The sequence below is a fragment of the Canibacter oris genome (assembly GCF_014197205.1).
Taxonomy (GTDB): domain Bacteria; phylum Actinomycetota; class Actinomycetes; order Actinomycetales; family Microbacteriaceae; genus Canibacter; species Canibacter oris.
In genome coordinates, this window is record NZ_JACIFD010000002.1 from 151485 (window position 1) to 165500 (window position 14016).

13 protein-coding genes are annotated in these 14016 nt (G+C 58.7%); 9 read left to right on the forward strand and 4 right to left on the reverse strand.

Features of this window, described 5'->3' with window-relative positions; all coding sequences use genetic code 11:
- The first annotated feature begins 2 nt into the window (after positions 1–2).
- Genes F5897_RS01515 through F5897_RS01545 form a run of 7 tightly spaced genes read left to right on the forward strand, consistent with a single transcriptional unit; the run spans position 3 to position 6232 of the window.
- Positions 3–2177: a DEAD/DEAH box helicase gene (locus F5897_RS01515; protein WP_183304229.1), complete on the forward strand. Its 2175-nt coding sequence runs from the start codon at positions 3–5 to the stop codon at positions 2175–2177.
- Between the two features lie 47 nt (positions 2178–2224).
- Complete coding sequence (gene coaD / locus F5897_RS01520; protein ID WP_124824266.1) at positions 2225–2701, forward strand: pantetheine-phosphate adenylyltransferase; 477 nt, start codon at positions 2225–2227, stop codon at positions 2699–2701.
- A gap of 12 nt (positions 2702–2713) precedes the next feature.
- The gene (locus F5897_RS01525) at positions 2714–3238 is read left to right on the forward strand and encodes a YceD family protein (RefSeq protein WP_183304230.1); all 525 of its coding nucleotides are present in this window, start codon (positions 2714–2716) and stop codon (positions 3236–3238) included.
- Positions 3239–3290: 52 nt separating this feature from the next.
- Positions 3291–3494: a 50S ribosomal protein L32 gene (rpmF, locus tag F5897_RS01530; RefSeq protein WP_124824264.1), complete on the forward strand. Its 204-nt coding sequence runs from the start codon at positions 3291–3293 to the stop codon at positions 3492–3494.
- 44 nt (positions 3495–3538) lie between these two features.
- Entirely contained in the window at positions 3539–4228 is a 690-nt protein-coding gene (rnc, locus tag F5897_RS01535; protein ID WP_183304244.1) for a ribonuclease III, read from the forward strand.
- 30 nt (positions 4229–4258) lie between these two features.
- Positions 4259–5269 carry a bifunctional DNA-formamidopyrimidine glycosylase/DNA-(apurinic or apyrimidinic site) lyase gene (gene mutM, locus F5897_RS01540; protein WP_183304231.1) on the forward strand — a complete coding sequence of 337 codons (1011 nt, stop codon included), beginning with the start codon at positions 4259–4261 and terminating at the stop codon, positions 5267–5269.
- Positions 5270–5278: 9 nt separating this feature from the next.
- Positions 5279–6232, forward strand: a complete 954-nt coding sequence (locus tag F5897_RS01545; RefSeq protein WP_124824262.1) for a diacylglycerol/lipid kinase family protein — start codon at positions 5279–5281, stop codon at positions 6230–6232.
- A gap of 83 nt (positions 6233–6315) precedes the next feature.
- Here the strand turns inward: F5897_RS01545 and hrpA are convergent, their stop codons facing one another.
- Positions 6316–10308 (reverse strand): ATP-dependent RNA helicase HrpA, encoded by a 3993-nt coding sequence (gene hrpA / locus F5897_RS01550; protein WP_183304232.1) that lies wholly within the window; start codon positions 10306–10308, stop codon positions 6316–6318.
- 120 nt (positions 10309–10428) lie between these two features.
- On the opposite strand from hrpA, the gene argG reads away from it, so the two are divergent.
- On the forward strand, positions 10429–11784 hold the full coding sequence (argG, locus tag F5897_RS01555; protein ID WP_124824261.1) for an argininosuccinate synthase: 1356 nt from the start codon (positions 10429–10431) through the stop codon (positions 11782–11784).
- A 117-nt stretch (positions 11785–11901) separates the two neighbouring features.
- Here the strand turns inward: argG and F5897_RS01560 are convergent, their stop codons facing one another.
- Positions 11902–12156 (reverse strand): WhiB family transcriptional regulator, encoded by a 255-nt coding sequence (locus tag F5897_RS01560; RefSeq protein ID WP_124824260.1) that lies wholly within the window; start codon positions 12154–12156, stop codon positions 11902–11904.
- Between the two features lie 108 nt (positions 12157–12264).
- On the opposite strand from F5897_RS01560, the gene F5897_RS01565 reads away from it, so the two are divergent.
- Positions 12265–12702, forward strand: coding sequence for a hypothetical protein (locus F5897_RS01565; protein ID WP_183304233.1), 438 nt, complete (start codon positions 12265–12267; stop codon positions 12700–12702).
- 13 nt (positions 12703–12715) lie between these two features.
- Here the strand turns inward: F5897_RS01565 and F5897_RS01570 are convergent, their stop codons facing one another.
- The gene (locus F5897_RS01570; protein ID WP_183304234.1) at positions 12716–13189 is read right to left on the reverse strand and encodes a peroxiredoxin; all 474 of its coding nucleotides are present in this window, start codon (positions 13187–13189) and stop codon (positions 12716–12718) included.
- Positions 13190–13193: 4 nt separating this feature from the next.
- Positions 13194–14016 (reverse strand): ribosome small subunit-dependent GTPase A (gene rsgA / locus F5897_RS01575; protein WP_183304235.1); only part of this gene is annotated, 823 nt, incomplete at its 5' end.

A 14016-nucleotide genomic window follows, 5' to 3' on the forward strand; every position in this document is an offset into this window, starting at 1 on the left:
GAGTGCAAACGGTAACCCTGAAAACGCCTTTGGCGCAGGTGCTGGGGTCTAAGACTGCGGCGGCGCTGCAGCGTGCCTTCGGGTATCAGACGGTTGCAGATTTGCTCTGGCATTTACCCCGCAGATACACCAAACGGGGTGAGCTAACCGCGCTGAACACACTTCCAGTGGGGGAGCACGCCACGATTGTGGCGCAGGTGCTTGACGTGCAAAAACGCCAGATGGCATCGCGTGCAGGGTCGATTCTCACGGTGCGGGTCACCGATGGTACCGGCTACGTGTCGCTGACTTTCTTTAACCAGCCGTGGCGTGAGCAGGAGCTGCTGCCCGGCAAACAGGGGCAGTTTTCGGGTAAAGTCACCAGCTATCGCGGTCAGCTGCAGCTGCAAAACCCCGACTATCAACTTTTTGACTCGGCTGCCGAAACTCGGGAGGCAGGCGGCGACCCGGAGCAGCTGGCGCAGGCAAGAGCTAAAGCCTACGCGCTAAAACCGGTGCCGGTTTACCCCGCAACCGCGGCGGTGCCCTCCTGGGTGCTCGCAAAGAGCATCGACACTGTTTTGGCGCAGCTTGAGACGGTGGCGGATCCACTGCCGCTAGAAATCCGTGCCGCGCAAGAGATTATTGACTACGACACTGCGCTGCGGTTAGCGCACCAGCCGGAACGGGACCAAGATTTCCGGGCTGCGCTTGGCAGCCTGAAGTTTCGCGAAGCGTTCGAGCTGCAACTGGCGCTGGTCGCGCGCGCTGCAAAATACGCGAGTCGCAAAGCCACGCCGCGGCCACTGCGTGATGACGGCTATGTGACGCAACTCGATGCCGGGCTGCCGTTTTCTCTCACCGCTGATCAGCAGGCAGCCGGTGCCAGGTTGAGCGCCGGGATTGCGAGCACCAGCCCTTTGGCAACGCTGCTGCAGGGCGAGGTGGGTGCCGGGAAAACCCTGGTTGCTTTGCGTGCGATGCTGCAGGTGGCGGACAGCGGCGGCCAGAGCGCCCTGTTGGCGCCGACCGAGGTGCTCGCGGCGCAGCATTTCGAGAATTTTCAGCAGCTGCTGCCGGCAGCGGTGCGAGAAGCAGTGCACCCGGTTTTAATCACCGGTTCGATGTCGCAAACTGAGCGGCGCAAAGCGGCGCTGGCGGTGGCGAGTGGGCAGGCTTTGCTGGTGGTCGGCACGCACGCCCTGCTCAGTGATAAAACCATGTTTGCTGATCTCGGTTTTATCGTGGTTGATGAACAGCATCGGTTCGGGGTAGAGCAGCGCGAAGCCTTGCGTAATAAAGCCAAAACGGTGCCGCATCTGCTCGCGATGACCGCAACTCCGATTCCGCGCACGGTTGCTTTGACCGCCTTCGGCGAGTTGGAGACAGTGGAGATTCGGCAGCTGCCTGCAGGGCGTGCCGGAATTACCAGTTTTGCGGTGCAAACCAGGTTGATGCCACAGCGGCTCACCCGCGCGTGGCAGCGAGCACGCGAGGAAATTGCGGCCGGCCGCCAGGTTTATGTGGTGTGCCCAAACATTGCTGCAGAGGCTGCGCCAGAAAAGGTCGCGACAGGCGGAGAAGGTCGTAATCGTGCCAGCGTGCATGAAGTGGCGGCACGGCTGCGGGCGCGGCCAGACTTTGCCGGGGTGCGCATCGGAGAGCTCACCGGGCAGCTTGGCGGCGAAGCAAAAACCGCGGTGATGACAGCTTTTGCGGCGGGGGAGATTGACCTGTTGGTGGCAACAACCGTGGTTGAGGTTGGGGTGAACGTGCCAAACGCCACCATGATGCTGGTTTTGGAGGCCGACCGCTTCGGGGTGTCGCAGCTACACCAGTTGCGCGGACGAGTCGGGCGCGGGCAGCACCCGGGTTTGTGTCTGTTTTTGACCGAGGCAGAACAGGAATCTGCAGCGTGGAGCCGACTCACCGCGGTCGCTGCAACTCTTGACGGTTTCGCTCTGGCGGAGATTGATCTCGAGCAGCGCGGGGAGGGTGACATCTTGGGCACGGCGCAGGCGGGTGTTAAATCTACGCTCCGGCTGCTGCGGGTCACGCAGGACGCCGAAGTGCTGTACGCTGCGCGGGAATGGGCGGAGAAACTGGTAGGGGCGGATCCACAATTACAGCGGTATCCCGCCCTGCAAGAGCTGCTGCGGGTGCAAGAACAGCGTTTGGCGCAGCTTGATAAGACCTAGAAAGATTGCGCGCTGCGTCGGGCGGCGCGGTGCGTCATAATTGAAGCATGACTTCAATCGCTGTAGTGCCGGGTAGTTTCGACCCAATCACGAAGGGGCACCTGGATGTAATTTTGCGTGCCGCGACACTGTTTGATGAGGTGCACGTAGTGGTCGTGCACAATCCTGACAAGCAGACGCTGCTGAGTGCGAAGCAGCGCGAGCAGCTGGTGCGAGAATCGATTGCAGAACAGGCGCCCCAGGCACGGGTAAAAGTTGCGGTGTGGGAGTCAGGGTTGCTGGTTGACTACTGTAAACAGGTGGGCGCGAAGGTGCTGGTGAAGGGTATCCGTTCCCAGGTTGATGTAGCCTACGAAACCCCGATGGTTTTGATGAATCGCTCGCTCGCTGCTGTGGAAACTATTTTTTTGCTGCCTAATCCGGCATATTCGCTGGTGTCAAGCTCACTGGTGCGGCAGGTGCACGCGCTCGGCGGTGACGTCAGTGAGTATGTTCCTGCCGCGGTTGCCAGGTTTTTAGCGTAAAATTAGTAGGGTATGTCTAAGAATTTTACGTTCGCGATTCGCGATATTTATAACCGCCCGGGTGAGATGCGGGAGCATGAGCTTGATGTTGTGCTGCCCGAAGCCTGGGGCGAAGGTCTTGCTGCGGTGCGTCAGGGCACCACAGTTTCACTAGCTGTCCGCTTAGAGAGTGTGCACGAGGGAATTTTGGCCACCGTTGGTGCTGACACTACGGTGCACGCAGAGTGCTCACGGTGCCTCTCTGAGTTTGACGAAACGCTGAGAGTCGATTTTATTGAACTTTTCGCGTATAATCCTACAGAGACTGATGAATACGGGGTTCACGGTGATCACGTGAACCTTGAACCCCCGCTGCGTGACGCGGTTGTGCTTGCATTGCCGTTCACACCGGTGTGTCGTGAGGAGTGTGCTGGGCTTGACCCTGCCACTGGTGAGCGGCTCACGGAAGCAGCAGCGGCGCCTGCTGAGACGGTTGATCCCCGCTGGGCGGCGTTGGCTGGTTTTTCGGTTGATGAAGACAACGGAACTGAAAAATGATTTCAGTTCATGACGACTGTGCGCGCAAGCGCAAAAACTAGAAAGAGGCATAATGGCAGTTCCAAAGCGTAAAATGTCACGCTCAAACACCCGCCACCGCCGTTCACAGTGGAAAGCCAGTGTTCCGACCCTGGTAAAAACCGTTGAAAACGGCCGCACCGTTTACAGCATGCCACACCGTGCACGCGTGGTTGAAGATGCGCAGGGCAACGCTCTGTTCATGGAGTACAAAGGCCGCCGCGTAGCTGACGCATAAGGCAGCCAGTGACTGCGAAAAACACATCGAAACCGTCTGCTGCTGTGCAAACAGCAGCAGACGGTTTTCTTGCACAGTACGGGGTTAAAGCCGACCCGAAGCTCATTGATCGTGCCCTGACACACCGCTCCTGGGCGTTTGAACACGGTGGTGCCCCACATAACGAACGGCTGGAGTTTTTGGGTGACTCAGTCCTCGGCTTTGCGGTAACTACCAGGCTGTATAAAAAATTCTCGAAATTAAGCGAGGGTGAGCTTGCGAAACGCCGCGCCGCGGTGGTATCGACAATTACGCTGGCTACAACTGCCCGAGAAATTGGGCTCGGCCAGTATCTGAAACTCGGCAATGGGGAGCTGGCAACCGGTGGCCGCGACAAAGACTCGATTCTTGCTGACACTTTAGAGGCGGTAATCGGTGCAGTTTATCTCTCCACAGATATTCAGGTTGCAACTAAGTTCGTGCTGCAGCTTTTGGAGTCGAAAATTGCTGAGGTTGAAACGCTGTCACGCTCTCTTGACCCAAAAACTACGCTGCAGGAGATTGCCGCTGCGCACGGTCTGCCGCACCCGCACTATGTGGTGACCGGCACCGGCCCCGACCATAACCGCGAGTACACGGCGCATGTTGCGCTGCTCGGGGTACAGGCGACCGGGGTAGGATCCAGCAAGAAGGCTGCCGAGCTGGCCGCCGCGCGTGAAGCCGTAGCGCAGCTGAGCCCGCGCAGTAAAGCCTGAAGAGCGGTGGCGGAGTGAGGCGAGAATAAAGTGCCAGAATTACCCGAGGTGGAGGTGGTGCGTGCCGGTTTGGAACGGGCACTCATCGGAGCGACGGTCTCCGCTGCAGAAGTGTTTGACGGCAGATCGCTGAAACGGCATGTGAGTATCGCAGAGCTATCGAGCGGGCGAGTTGCGGCAGGTCACGGTAAAACACTCGACCCGCAAACCCAGCAGCTGCGCGCCAATGATTTTGTGCAGCGGCTCACTGGGGCTACTTTTTTGACACCGGCGCGGCGCGGCAAATTCATGTGGATTCCGCTACAGCCGCCCGAAGACCGGCACCAGCAGGCTGCCGGAACTGCGGGGGGCCAGCCTGTGCAGGCGCTGCTGGCACACTTGGCAATGAGCGGGCAGCTGTTGTTACGCACACCCACCGCACCGGAAGATAAACACGTGCGGATCCGCCTCTGGGTGTCAACCCCCGCTGGGGAACAGCTACGCCTAGACTTCGCAGATCAGCGACGCTTCGGGTCACTGGCGATAGACAGTTTGATTCCAACCAGTGACGGTAAACCCGCGGGATGGGGCACCTCCGATCCGCTGCTACCACAGCAGGCCGCCCATATTGCCCGCGATTTGCTAGACCCGCACTGTGATTTTGCGCAGGTTGCCAAAACCCTTAAAACCAAGCAGACGGCGATTAAGAAAATTTTGCTTGATCAGCAGCTGCTCAGCGGCGTCGGCAACATCTATGCCGATGAGGCGCTGTGGGAGTCGCAACTGCACCCCGAAACCCCGGCCGCGCGCATTGCGCTGTCGAAACTTGAAATGCTGCTGCACAACGCTGCAGGAGTGATGGCAAAAGCGCTTGCCGAAGGCGGCACTAGCTTTGACGAGCTGTACGTGAATACCGCTGGCGAAGCCGGATATTTTGCGCGCTCCCTGCAGGCTTACGGCCGCAGCGGTGAAGCGTGCCTGCGCTGCGGCACCACCCTCACCAGCTCCCAGGCGATCGGCCGCACCAGTCACTTTTGTCCGCACTGCCAGCGCAAAAGGTAGGAACGCAGCATGCAGATAGTGGTGCTGGTGAATCCCGCCGCAAGCCCGGAACGGGCAGATATTTACCGTCAGCTGTGCGAATTTAACCACCCTGAGCTCGAAATTATCGTGCCACAGGGCAGCGACTATCTGCAGCAGGCGACACAAATGCTCCGTGCCGGAGCTGATGCGCTGTTGGTGATCGGCGGCGACGGCACCATCAACGATGCCACCCAGCTGCTCGCCGGCAGCGACACCAAACTCTTGGTAGTGCCCGCGGGCACCGGGAATGATTTTGCGAAGGGAATGCGGATCCACCACCGCACCACAGCCGCGCAGCTGATGCAGGGGTTTAAAGCGCTGGCAGCCGGCGACTATCAAGTGCAGCCGCTAACCGCGCTGCGGCTCACGGCGCGCACAAGCTCCGGGAAGCTGGTGCGCCGCGGGTGGGCGGTAAACTCCGTGAACATCGGTTTTGATGCGCAGGTGAATCGTCGTGCGAACAGTCTGCAGCGACTGCGCGGGCCGCTGCGCTACCTGGCGGCCTTGCTGCTGGAAATTCCAGGGTTTAAAGCACAGCGTTTCAATCTCAGCGTGGCCGCGTCAGGGGCACTGGGAGAACCAGCCAGCGTCGGTTTCGGATGGTATCAAGCCACGCTTATTTGCCTGCAAAACGGGCCCTTTATTGGCGGTGGGATTCCGCTGGCGCCGCAGGCAGCAGCAACAGCCGCAACAATGTGGGTGAGCCTCGTTGGTAAGCTCCCAAGGCTCGCACTGCTGGCGCTGTTTCCGCTGCTGTACCTGCGCGGGCATCGGCTGATACGGCCGCTTGAGCAGTGGCACGGCACGGCGGCGCGGGTCAGTGTGCCACCGGGAGTGTCCATTTACGTGGATGGTGACGCTTGGCTGGAGGATCCACCGCAGCAGCTTGAGCTTGAGGTCACAGCCGTGCCAGAAGCGCTGCAGCTGGTGCGCTTTAGCTAGCCTGCCGCGGTTGTGTTTGGCTGGCCTGTTGTGGCCGTGTTTCGCTGGTCTGCACGGTCAGGAAACTGCGCTAAGTTGCGTGGTTAGGGCGTTTTAGGCAGCGCGGCGAGTGCCTTTTTGACGCGCTCTGGCGACACCTTGCCGGCGGTGCCCAGTTGCTGTGCATACAAACTGACGCGGAGCTCCTCTAACAACCACCTCACCTCTTGCAACTCTGGTGCAACTGCCGATGTGAGCGGCAGCGTGCCGCCGGAGGCAAGGTAGTCGCTGGTGAGCGTCTGCAGCGTGTGCAGGGCGGCACTGTCGCGTCCTGCACTGTGAGGCAGCTGCTGCATACGCTGGATAAGCGCCTGTAGATAGACGCGGATGCGCGGCAGCCTCGCAATTCCCACCTCCGAGATAAAACCCTTGCCCTTGGCGGACGCGTAGCACAGATTGCGCAGCTGCTCGGTTGCGTCTGCCACCAACGGCAGCACCGTGAGCGATTTTGCCGCCGTAATTGCTTTGCTCGCTTCCCTGGCAGTTTCACACAGCGTCGCCAGCTGCTCCATCAGGTTGAAACTCTCCGCAAACATGCGGCGTTCGAAAAGCTGCTGGGCCTGGGCGAATTCTGCTGGTTCGTAGATCAGCCCGTCTGGGCTGATTTCTGCGGCGCAGGAGTGCGCTACGGCGAGTGCGAGGTCGCTGATCAGGTCATCAAGGGTACGGTACGGGCTGTAAGCCAGTTGCAGCTTTTCCCGCTGTGACAGGTGATCTTTAATGTAGCTGTGCAGCGGTGCGGTTGTCAGCGTCAGCAGCCTCGCAACTCCGTAGGGGTGCTGCTGCCGGGCCGCGGCCGCGGTGGTGAAAAGCTTTAAATCAACGGTTTTGCCGCGGTCTATCAGCGCCGGGAAAGCTTTTACGGTGCCGCTGCTGGCATAGCCTCGCCCCGGCTGCAGTTTGGCGCTTAGCTGCCGCGGAATCGTGAGCGGTTCAGTTGCTGCGGAGCTACTATTCGGCCAGGCCGTCAAACCGCTGCGCTCCAGGTGCTGCTGCGGCGGCAGCTGCTGGGTGGTTTTGTTGGCAACGCTCGCGGTGCTGCGGTGCGCCTGGTCGCGCTGCAACTGCTCCAGCTCTTTGCCGCTGGCGATGACGCGGCCGCGGGTGTCAACCACCCGGAAAGTCGGCAGTAAGTGCCCCGGCAGGCGTGACAGGTCGAAATCCTGCGGTAGCACCGGCAGCGAGGCGTGCCTTTTCACGGCATTAGCCAGCAGCGGTAACAGTGTCTGTAGCTCTGCCTTGTGTTCACTGTTAGAGGTGGGGGAGGTGGATCCACCAGCCGCAGACGCCGCAGCAGTGTCAGGCAGCTCCGGCTCAATTTCGCGCAGCAGGGTAGTGGCCCACTCATTTGCGGGCACCACGTGCTTGCGAATGTGTTTTGGCAGGGTTTTGAGCAGCGCAGCCACCAGTTCGTGCCGCATCCCGGGCACCAGCTGTGTGAACTGTTCCGCACGCAGCTGCGGCAACAGCGGCAACGGCACCACCACGGTGACACCGTCATCTGCCGCGGTAGGGTCAAAACGGTAACGCAGCTGCAACTGCTGCTCCCCGAAGCTCCACACCCGCGGATACTGGGAGGCATCGTGGTCTAGCTCCTGCTGCGCCGTGCTCTCAAGCAGGTCAGATTCTCGCAGGTTGAGCAGCTTCGGTTGTTTCTTACCCGCGCTGCGCCACCACGCTGCAAAATCGGTGCTGCTGCACACTTGCTGCGGTAGGCGTTCAGAGTAGAAAGCGTAAACTTCTTCGTCGCCGCCGATGAGGCCGCGTTTGCGTGTCTGCTCTTCGAGATTTTGGAGTTTGCGGCGCAGTTGGGCGTTGTGCCGTAGAAACGGATAATCTTGATTCCAGTTCTCTGCAACCAGTGCCTCACGAATGAATAGCTGGCGGGCCAGCGCCGCGTCGTAGCGCCGCAGCGGTGCCAGCCTGCCAGCCACCAGCGGCACCCCGTAGAGGGTGACACGTTCGTAGCACATCGCGGCGCCGTGTTTTTTGCTCCAGTGCGGCTCAGAAAAACTGGTTTTTGCGAGCTTGCCGGCAAGGGCTTCTGCCCAAGCCGCGTTCACCGCGGTGTTGCCGCGTGCGAAGAGGCGGCGGGTTTCGACCAGCTCCACACTCATCACTGTTTCCGGGGGTTTACTCGCCAGTGCAGAACTCGGATGCAGCGCGAACCGCACTCCGCGACTGCCCAAATATTCGGTTACAGCGCGGCGCTTCGAGCCTCGTTTTTGTAGGGCAGCAAATTTTGCGGCGGCGGTGCTGCGCTCATCGCGCACCCCGAGATGGCTGAGCAGCCCAGCCAGCGCGCAGTATGAAATCAGCTCCGCGGCCGTGGTTGGGGCCTGTGCATCACGTCGCAAAAGCCTTTCCGGGAGGCGCAAATCACGCACACTGCGCTGCAACTGGGATACCAAATCAAACCATTCGCGGATCCGCAGCACATTTAAATACTCACTTTTAAGCTGCCTGCGAAACGCGCTGGAGCCAAGCTCCTGCTGAGTTTTGCGCAGATAATCGTAGAGGTTGAGCAGACTGTGTAAATCGCCGAGCGGATCTTTGAAGCGATTGTGCAATGCCGCGGCCTGCTCGCGTTCTGCCTCCGGATACTCGCGCACATCAGCGATTGTGAGCCCCGCAACCAGCGCAATCATGCGCTCAGTGAGGTCGTAGCGCAGCCCCTCGATGAGCATTCTGGCAAATCGGGGTTCGAGTGGAATCCGGGCGAGGCTGTGGCCGATCGCGGTGAGCCTGCCGTTGTTAATCGCGTGCAACTCGGTCAGCAGCGCGATGCCGTCGCGCACCCCCCGCTGATCTGGCGGTGTCAGAAACGGAAACTTTTTAACATCGCCGAGCTCTAACGCATACATTTGTAATAGCACCGAGGCTAAGCCAGTGCGCAGAATCTCGGGATCTGTGAACAGTGGCCGACGGTTAAAATCTGCTTCGCTGTAGAGGCGGATCGCGACTCCCGGCGCTAATCGCCCGGCGCGGCCCGCACGTTGGGTGGCGTTTGCCTGCGCTATGGCTTCGATTGGCAAGCGCTGTACTTTGCTGCGACTGGAGTAGCGCGAGATGCGGGCAGTGCCGGTGTCGATGACTCCGGTGATATTGGGCACGGTTAGCGAGGTTTCGGCAACGTTAGTTGCGAGCACGATGCGGCGTTTGTCCGCCGGGGTGCGACTGAAAACCCGATGCTGTTCGGCCGCGGAAAGGCGACCGTAAAGCGGCAGAATCTCCAGCGTCTTTCCCTGTGGGATGCGGTTTTTATGGGTCTGGAAGTAGCCCTGCAGCGCCTCCTTGGCGTCTTTAATTTCACCTTCTCCGGCAAAGAATGCCAGGATATCGCCTGGGGTGTCTATTAGTAGCTCTGCAGCGCTTAAGCACAGGGCTTCGTAAACATCCAGCGGTGGTTGCTCAGGAGTTTCTGGGAGCAGGGAGCGATAGCGGATTTCTACCGGGTAACTTCTGCCGGTGACCTCAATAACCGGCGCCGGGTTGCCGTGGCGGTCAGCGAAGTGGCTGGCGAATGATGCCGGGTCGATGGTCGCCGAAGTAATAATCACTTTCAGATCAGGGCGCCGCGGCAGAATGGTGCGGAGGTAACCGAGCAAAAAGTCAATGTTCAGGCTGCGCTCGTGCGCCTCATCGATGATGACGGTATCGTAGCTTTTTAGCAGTCGGTCATGGTGAATCGCATTGAGTAGGATACCGTCGGTGACGAGCTTAATTTTTGTGGCTTTAGAGCTGGTGTCGGTAAAGCGCACCTGATACCCGACAAGTTCACCGAGGTCAGTGCCGAGTTCTTCGGCGATGCGCTCAGCAACGGCGCGCGCAGCAATACGTCGTGGCTGGGTGTGCACGATTGCTTTGCGCCCCAGCTGCAACATGATTTTGGGCAGCTGGGTGGTTTTACCGGAGCCGGTTTCGCCCGCAACAATTACCACCTGGTGCGCTGCCACGGCGCGCGCGATGGTGTCACGCATGGCGCTGACGGGCAGCTCTTCGGGAAAAGTAATTTGCGGTGTTGCAGGTGAAGACATAGCTAGTTAATTCTACCGCGGTTAGGTGGGTGTAAGGCGAAACCGGCTGCGGCGCAGGTGGGTTGTAAAGATTCGGTCAATGCCGGTAGCTGTAGCATTTTTCGGCGCTAAGATGGAAGTATGTCTAAGGTACTTTCTGAGCTGCCCGTCGGTGAACGGGTTGGCATTGCTTTCTCTGGTGGTTTGGATACTTCTTGTGCTGTTGCGTGGATGCGTGACCGTGGTGCGATTCCGTGCACTTACACCGCAGATATCGGACAGTACGATGAGCCGGAAATTGACTCGGTGGCGGAGCGCGCTAAGCTTTACGGGGCTGAAATTGCGCGGCTGATTGACGCCAAACTGCCGCTGGTAGAAGAGGGGTTTGTGGCGTTGCAGTGCGGTGCTTTTAACGTTCGCAGCGCAGGTAAAACCTATTTCAATACCACCCCGCTGGGACGGGCGGTTACCGGCACTATGTTGGTACGCGCCATGAAGGAAGATGGGGTGGAGATTTGGGGTGATGGATCCACCTATAAAGGCAACGATATTGAGCGTTTCTACCGCTACGGCTTGATGGCGAATCCAGCGCTGCGTATCTACAAACCGTGGCTGGATTCACAGTTTGTGGGTGAGCTGGGTGGTCGTAAAGAGATGAGTGAGTGGCTGGTTGCGCACGGGTACCCGTACCGAGATGCAACTGAAAAAGCATACTCCACCGACGCTAACATTTGGGGTGCAACTCACGAAGCTAAAACTCTTGAATACCTTGACCAGGGCTTGGATATTGTCGAGCCGATTATGGGTGTTGCCGCGTGGCGCGAAGATGTACCCGTGGCAACCGAAGAGGTTTCTGTGCGTTTTGAGTCAGGCCGTCCGGTTGCCATCAACGGTGTCACCTATGATGATCCGGTGGCTTTAGTGTTGGAGGCCAATGCGATTGGTGGTAGGCACGGGCTCGGCGTTAGTGACCAGATTGAAAACCGCATCATTGAGGCCAAGAGCCGTGGCATCTACGAGGCCCCGGGGATGGCGCTGCTGCATATCTGCTACGAGCGACTGCTGAACGCTATCCATAACGAGAGCACGATTGAGACCTATTATGAACAGGGTCGTCGCCTGGGCCGCTTGATGTATGAGGGGCGGTGGTTTGATCCACAGTCACTGATGTTGCGCGAAAGCCTGCAGCGCTGGGTTGCCTCGGCAATTACTGGGGAAGTGACACTCCGGCTGCGTCGTGGTGATGACTATACTATCTTGAATACCACCGGCCCAAACCTCAGCTACCATCCGGAAAAATTGTCGATGGAGCGGGTAGGAGATGCTGCTTTCGGCCCGGACGATCGTATCGGGCAGCTGACCATGCGTAATCTCGATATTGCTGATTCGCGCGGTCGGCTGGAGCAGTATGCGCAGCTTGGGCTGATTGGTGGCGCGACCGGGGAACTGGTTGGCAAATTGGAAGCTGGCGGTGCGCAGCAAATCGCTGCAGTTTAAATAATTTTGGGGATCACCTGGTTTAGGTGATCCCCAAAATTACGTTGTGTGAAGTTATATTGCGGTATTAAATTATGGTTGCTCCTGATGCGGCGCCAGTGCCGCAGGCAGGAATGGTTATACTGCTGCGGCGCGACGGGCGCGAGCCGTACGGCGTTTTAAAGCGCGGCGCTCATCTTCAGACAGGCCGCCCCACACGCCATGATCTTGATTGGAGTGGATAGCGTAATCCAAACACTGATTCGTGACTTTACAGCTCGCACAAATTGCTTTCGCGCGTTCAATTTGGTCTAGGGCTGGTCCGGTATTGCCGACCGGGAAGAATAGCTCCGGGTCAACGGTTAAGCACGCTGATTGTTCGCGCCAATCCATAGTTTCCTCTCGATATATAACAAATTTTTTAGTAATAGTTGCAAGATACTTATTTTGCAAATGCCACGACTAAAATGGTGACACACCAGCGGAAAAATTTCAAGCATTTTGGACAAGAAAAAAGAGATTATTTTGTTAGAAAACTCCAAGTCAGACCAGGAAAATACATCAGACAAAGGTAAGGGACCCTGGGGTGTGCTGCAGGTGGTGTTGACGGTGCAGCTGCTGGGGTGCCTCTGGTTTTCCTATGTCACAGGCAGCGCAATGTTACGGATTAAGGACGAGCCGTTCCAAGATTTGCTGGGACTCTTTTTGATGGCTCTCGCGGCGCTAGCGCTGCTGGTTTTCACTCTCGTAGGGGCGTTTAAAAAAGCCGCGAAGGCACGCTCAGCGGCTCTTACTGTGCAGGTTGGCACTTTCGGAGTCGGTCTCGGGATTTTGCAAGGACTTTTGGGGCCACAGTGGCCAGCCGTGCCGGTGCTGCTATTCGCGCTTATCGGTCTAATAGCCGCTATTAAGGTGCGGCCGATGACAGCAATGGAATAATCGCACGGCTGGGCTAATCATCAAGCCCGACAAGCTTGCGGATTCGAGCCACATGACCGGTCGCTTTCACATTGCGCAGCACATGCACGAGGCGCCAGTCTTCGTCAATTATGAAGGTGGATCGAATCACCCCGGTACTAACTCGACCGTAGAGCTTCTTTTCGCCGTAAGCCCCTAATGCTCGATGCAGCTCCAAATCTGGGTCGCTCAACAGGGGATAGGTGAGTCCATCGCGCTCTGCGAACTTAGCTTGCTTTGTGACCGTGTCTTTCGACAGTCCGAGCACCTGGTACCCCGCAGCACTGAGGGCGGCGCTGCTGTCTCGGAAGTCACACGCTTCTTTGGTGCAGCCCGGGGTCATCGCCGCCGGGTACACGAAAATAATGGTTGGTTTGCCGCGTAGCTCGGCGCTGGAAACTAGGGTACCTGTCTGGTCGGGGAGAGCAAATTCTGGGGCGGGATCGCCAGCAGCTAACAGTTCAGTCATAACATCATGTTAATTGCTGCTGCTCAGAAAATGCTGGGCTAGCGGCAACTCCGAGCAAGCGCCGCAGCGATTGCAGGCGTGCCTGCTGTGCCGCGGTGAGTTTGTCCTGCTGCAACGTGAGCTCACAGTCGGGCGTTGTAGCTGCATGAGAACATCCGCGTGGACACTCGGCAATAACCGCAGCCAAATCTTGAAAGCTGCCAATCACGTTTGCGGTGCTGATATGCCCGAGCCCGAAAGAGCGCACTCCTGGAGTGTCGATAACCCATCCTGAACCAGAGTTAGAAGAGCCGAACCGCAGTGCCACAGAGGAAGAAGAGGTGTGTCTACCGCGGCCGGTTACCGCGTTGACGTGGCCGGTGGCGCGGTTAGCAGCGGGCACCAGGGCGTTAATCAGAGTTGATTTTCCGACTCCGGAGTGGCCGATGAAAACCGTGACGTTATCGCGCAGCGCGGCGCCCAGTTCCGCCAGCGGCGGGGCGGCGGCAGAAGAGCGGAAAACCGGCACCTCAAGAGCCGCGAAGTGCGACAAAAACTCGCTGGGGTCAGCCAGATCCGTTTTGGTGATGCACAGCAGCGGTTTAATACCGGCGTCGTAGGCGGCTGCGAGGGAGCGATCCACCAACCCTACCCGCGGCTCAGGATTGGTGGCGGCAACCACGATCAGCATTTGGGTGGCGTTAGCAACCATCACCCGCTCAACTTTGTCGCTGTCATCCGCGCTGCGCCGCAGCAGGGTGTGACGCTCGTTGAGTTTTACGATGCGCCCGAGGGTGCCGGGGGAGCCGGAAATATCGCCCACAACCTGCACGCTGTCACCGATCACA

Excerpts from the sequence above, each read along its gene's own strand:
- coaD (WP_124824266.1), top strand. The coding sequence starts at position 2,225 with ATGACTTCAATCGCTGTAGTGCCGGGTAGTTTCGACCCAATCACGAAG.
- rpmF (WP_124824264.1), top strand. The coding sequence starts at position 3,291 with ATGGCAGTTCCAAAGCGTAAAATGTCACGCTCAAACACCCGCCACCGC.
- F5897_RS01570 (WP_183304234.1), bottom strand. The coding sequence starts at position 13,189 with ATGACTGAACTGTTAGCTGCTGGCGATCCCGCCCCAGAATTTGCTCTC.
- hrpA (WP_183304232.1), bottom strand. The coding sequence starts at position 10,308 with ATGTCTTCACCTGCAACACCGCAAATTACTTTTCCCGAAGAGCTGCCC.
- F5897_RS01545 (WP_124824262.1), top strand. The coding sequence starts at position 5,279 with ATGCAGATAGTGGTGCTGGTGAATCCCGCCGCAAGCCCGGAACGGGCA.
- F5897_RS01560 (WP_124824260.1), bottom strand. The coding sequence starts at position 12,156 with ATGGATTGGCGCGAACAATCAGCGTGCTTAACCGTTGACCCGGAGCTA.
- argG (WP_124824261.1), top strand. The coding sequence starts at position 10,429 with ATGTCTAAGGTACTTTCTGAGCTGCCCGTCGGTGAACGGGTTGGCATT.
- F5897_RS01525 (WP_183304230.1), top strand. The coding sequence starts at position 2,714 with ATGTCTAAGAATTTTACGTTCGCGATTCGCGATATTTATAACCGCCCG.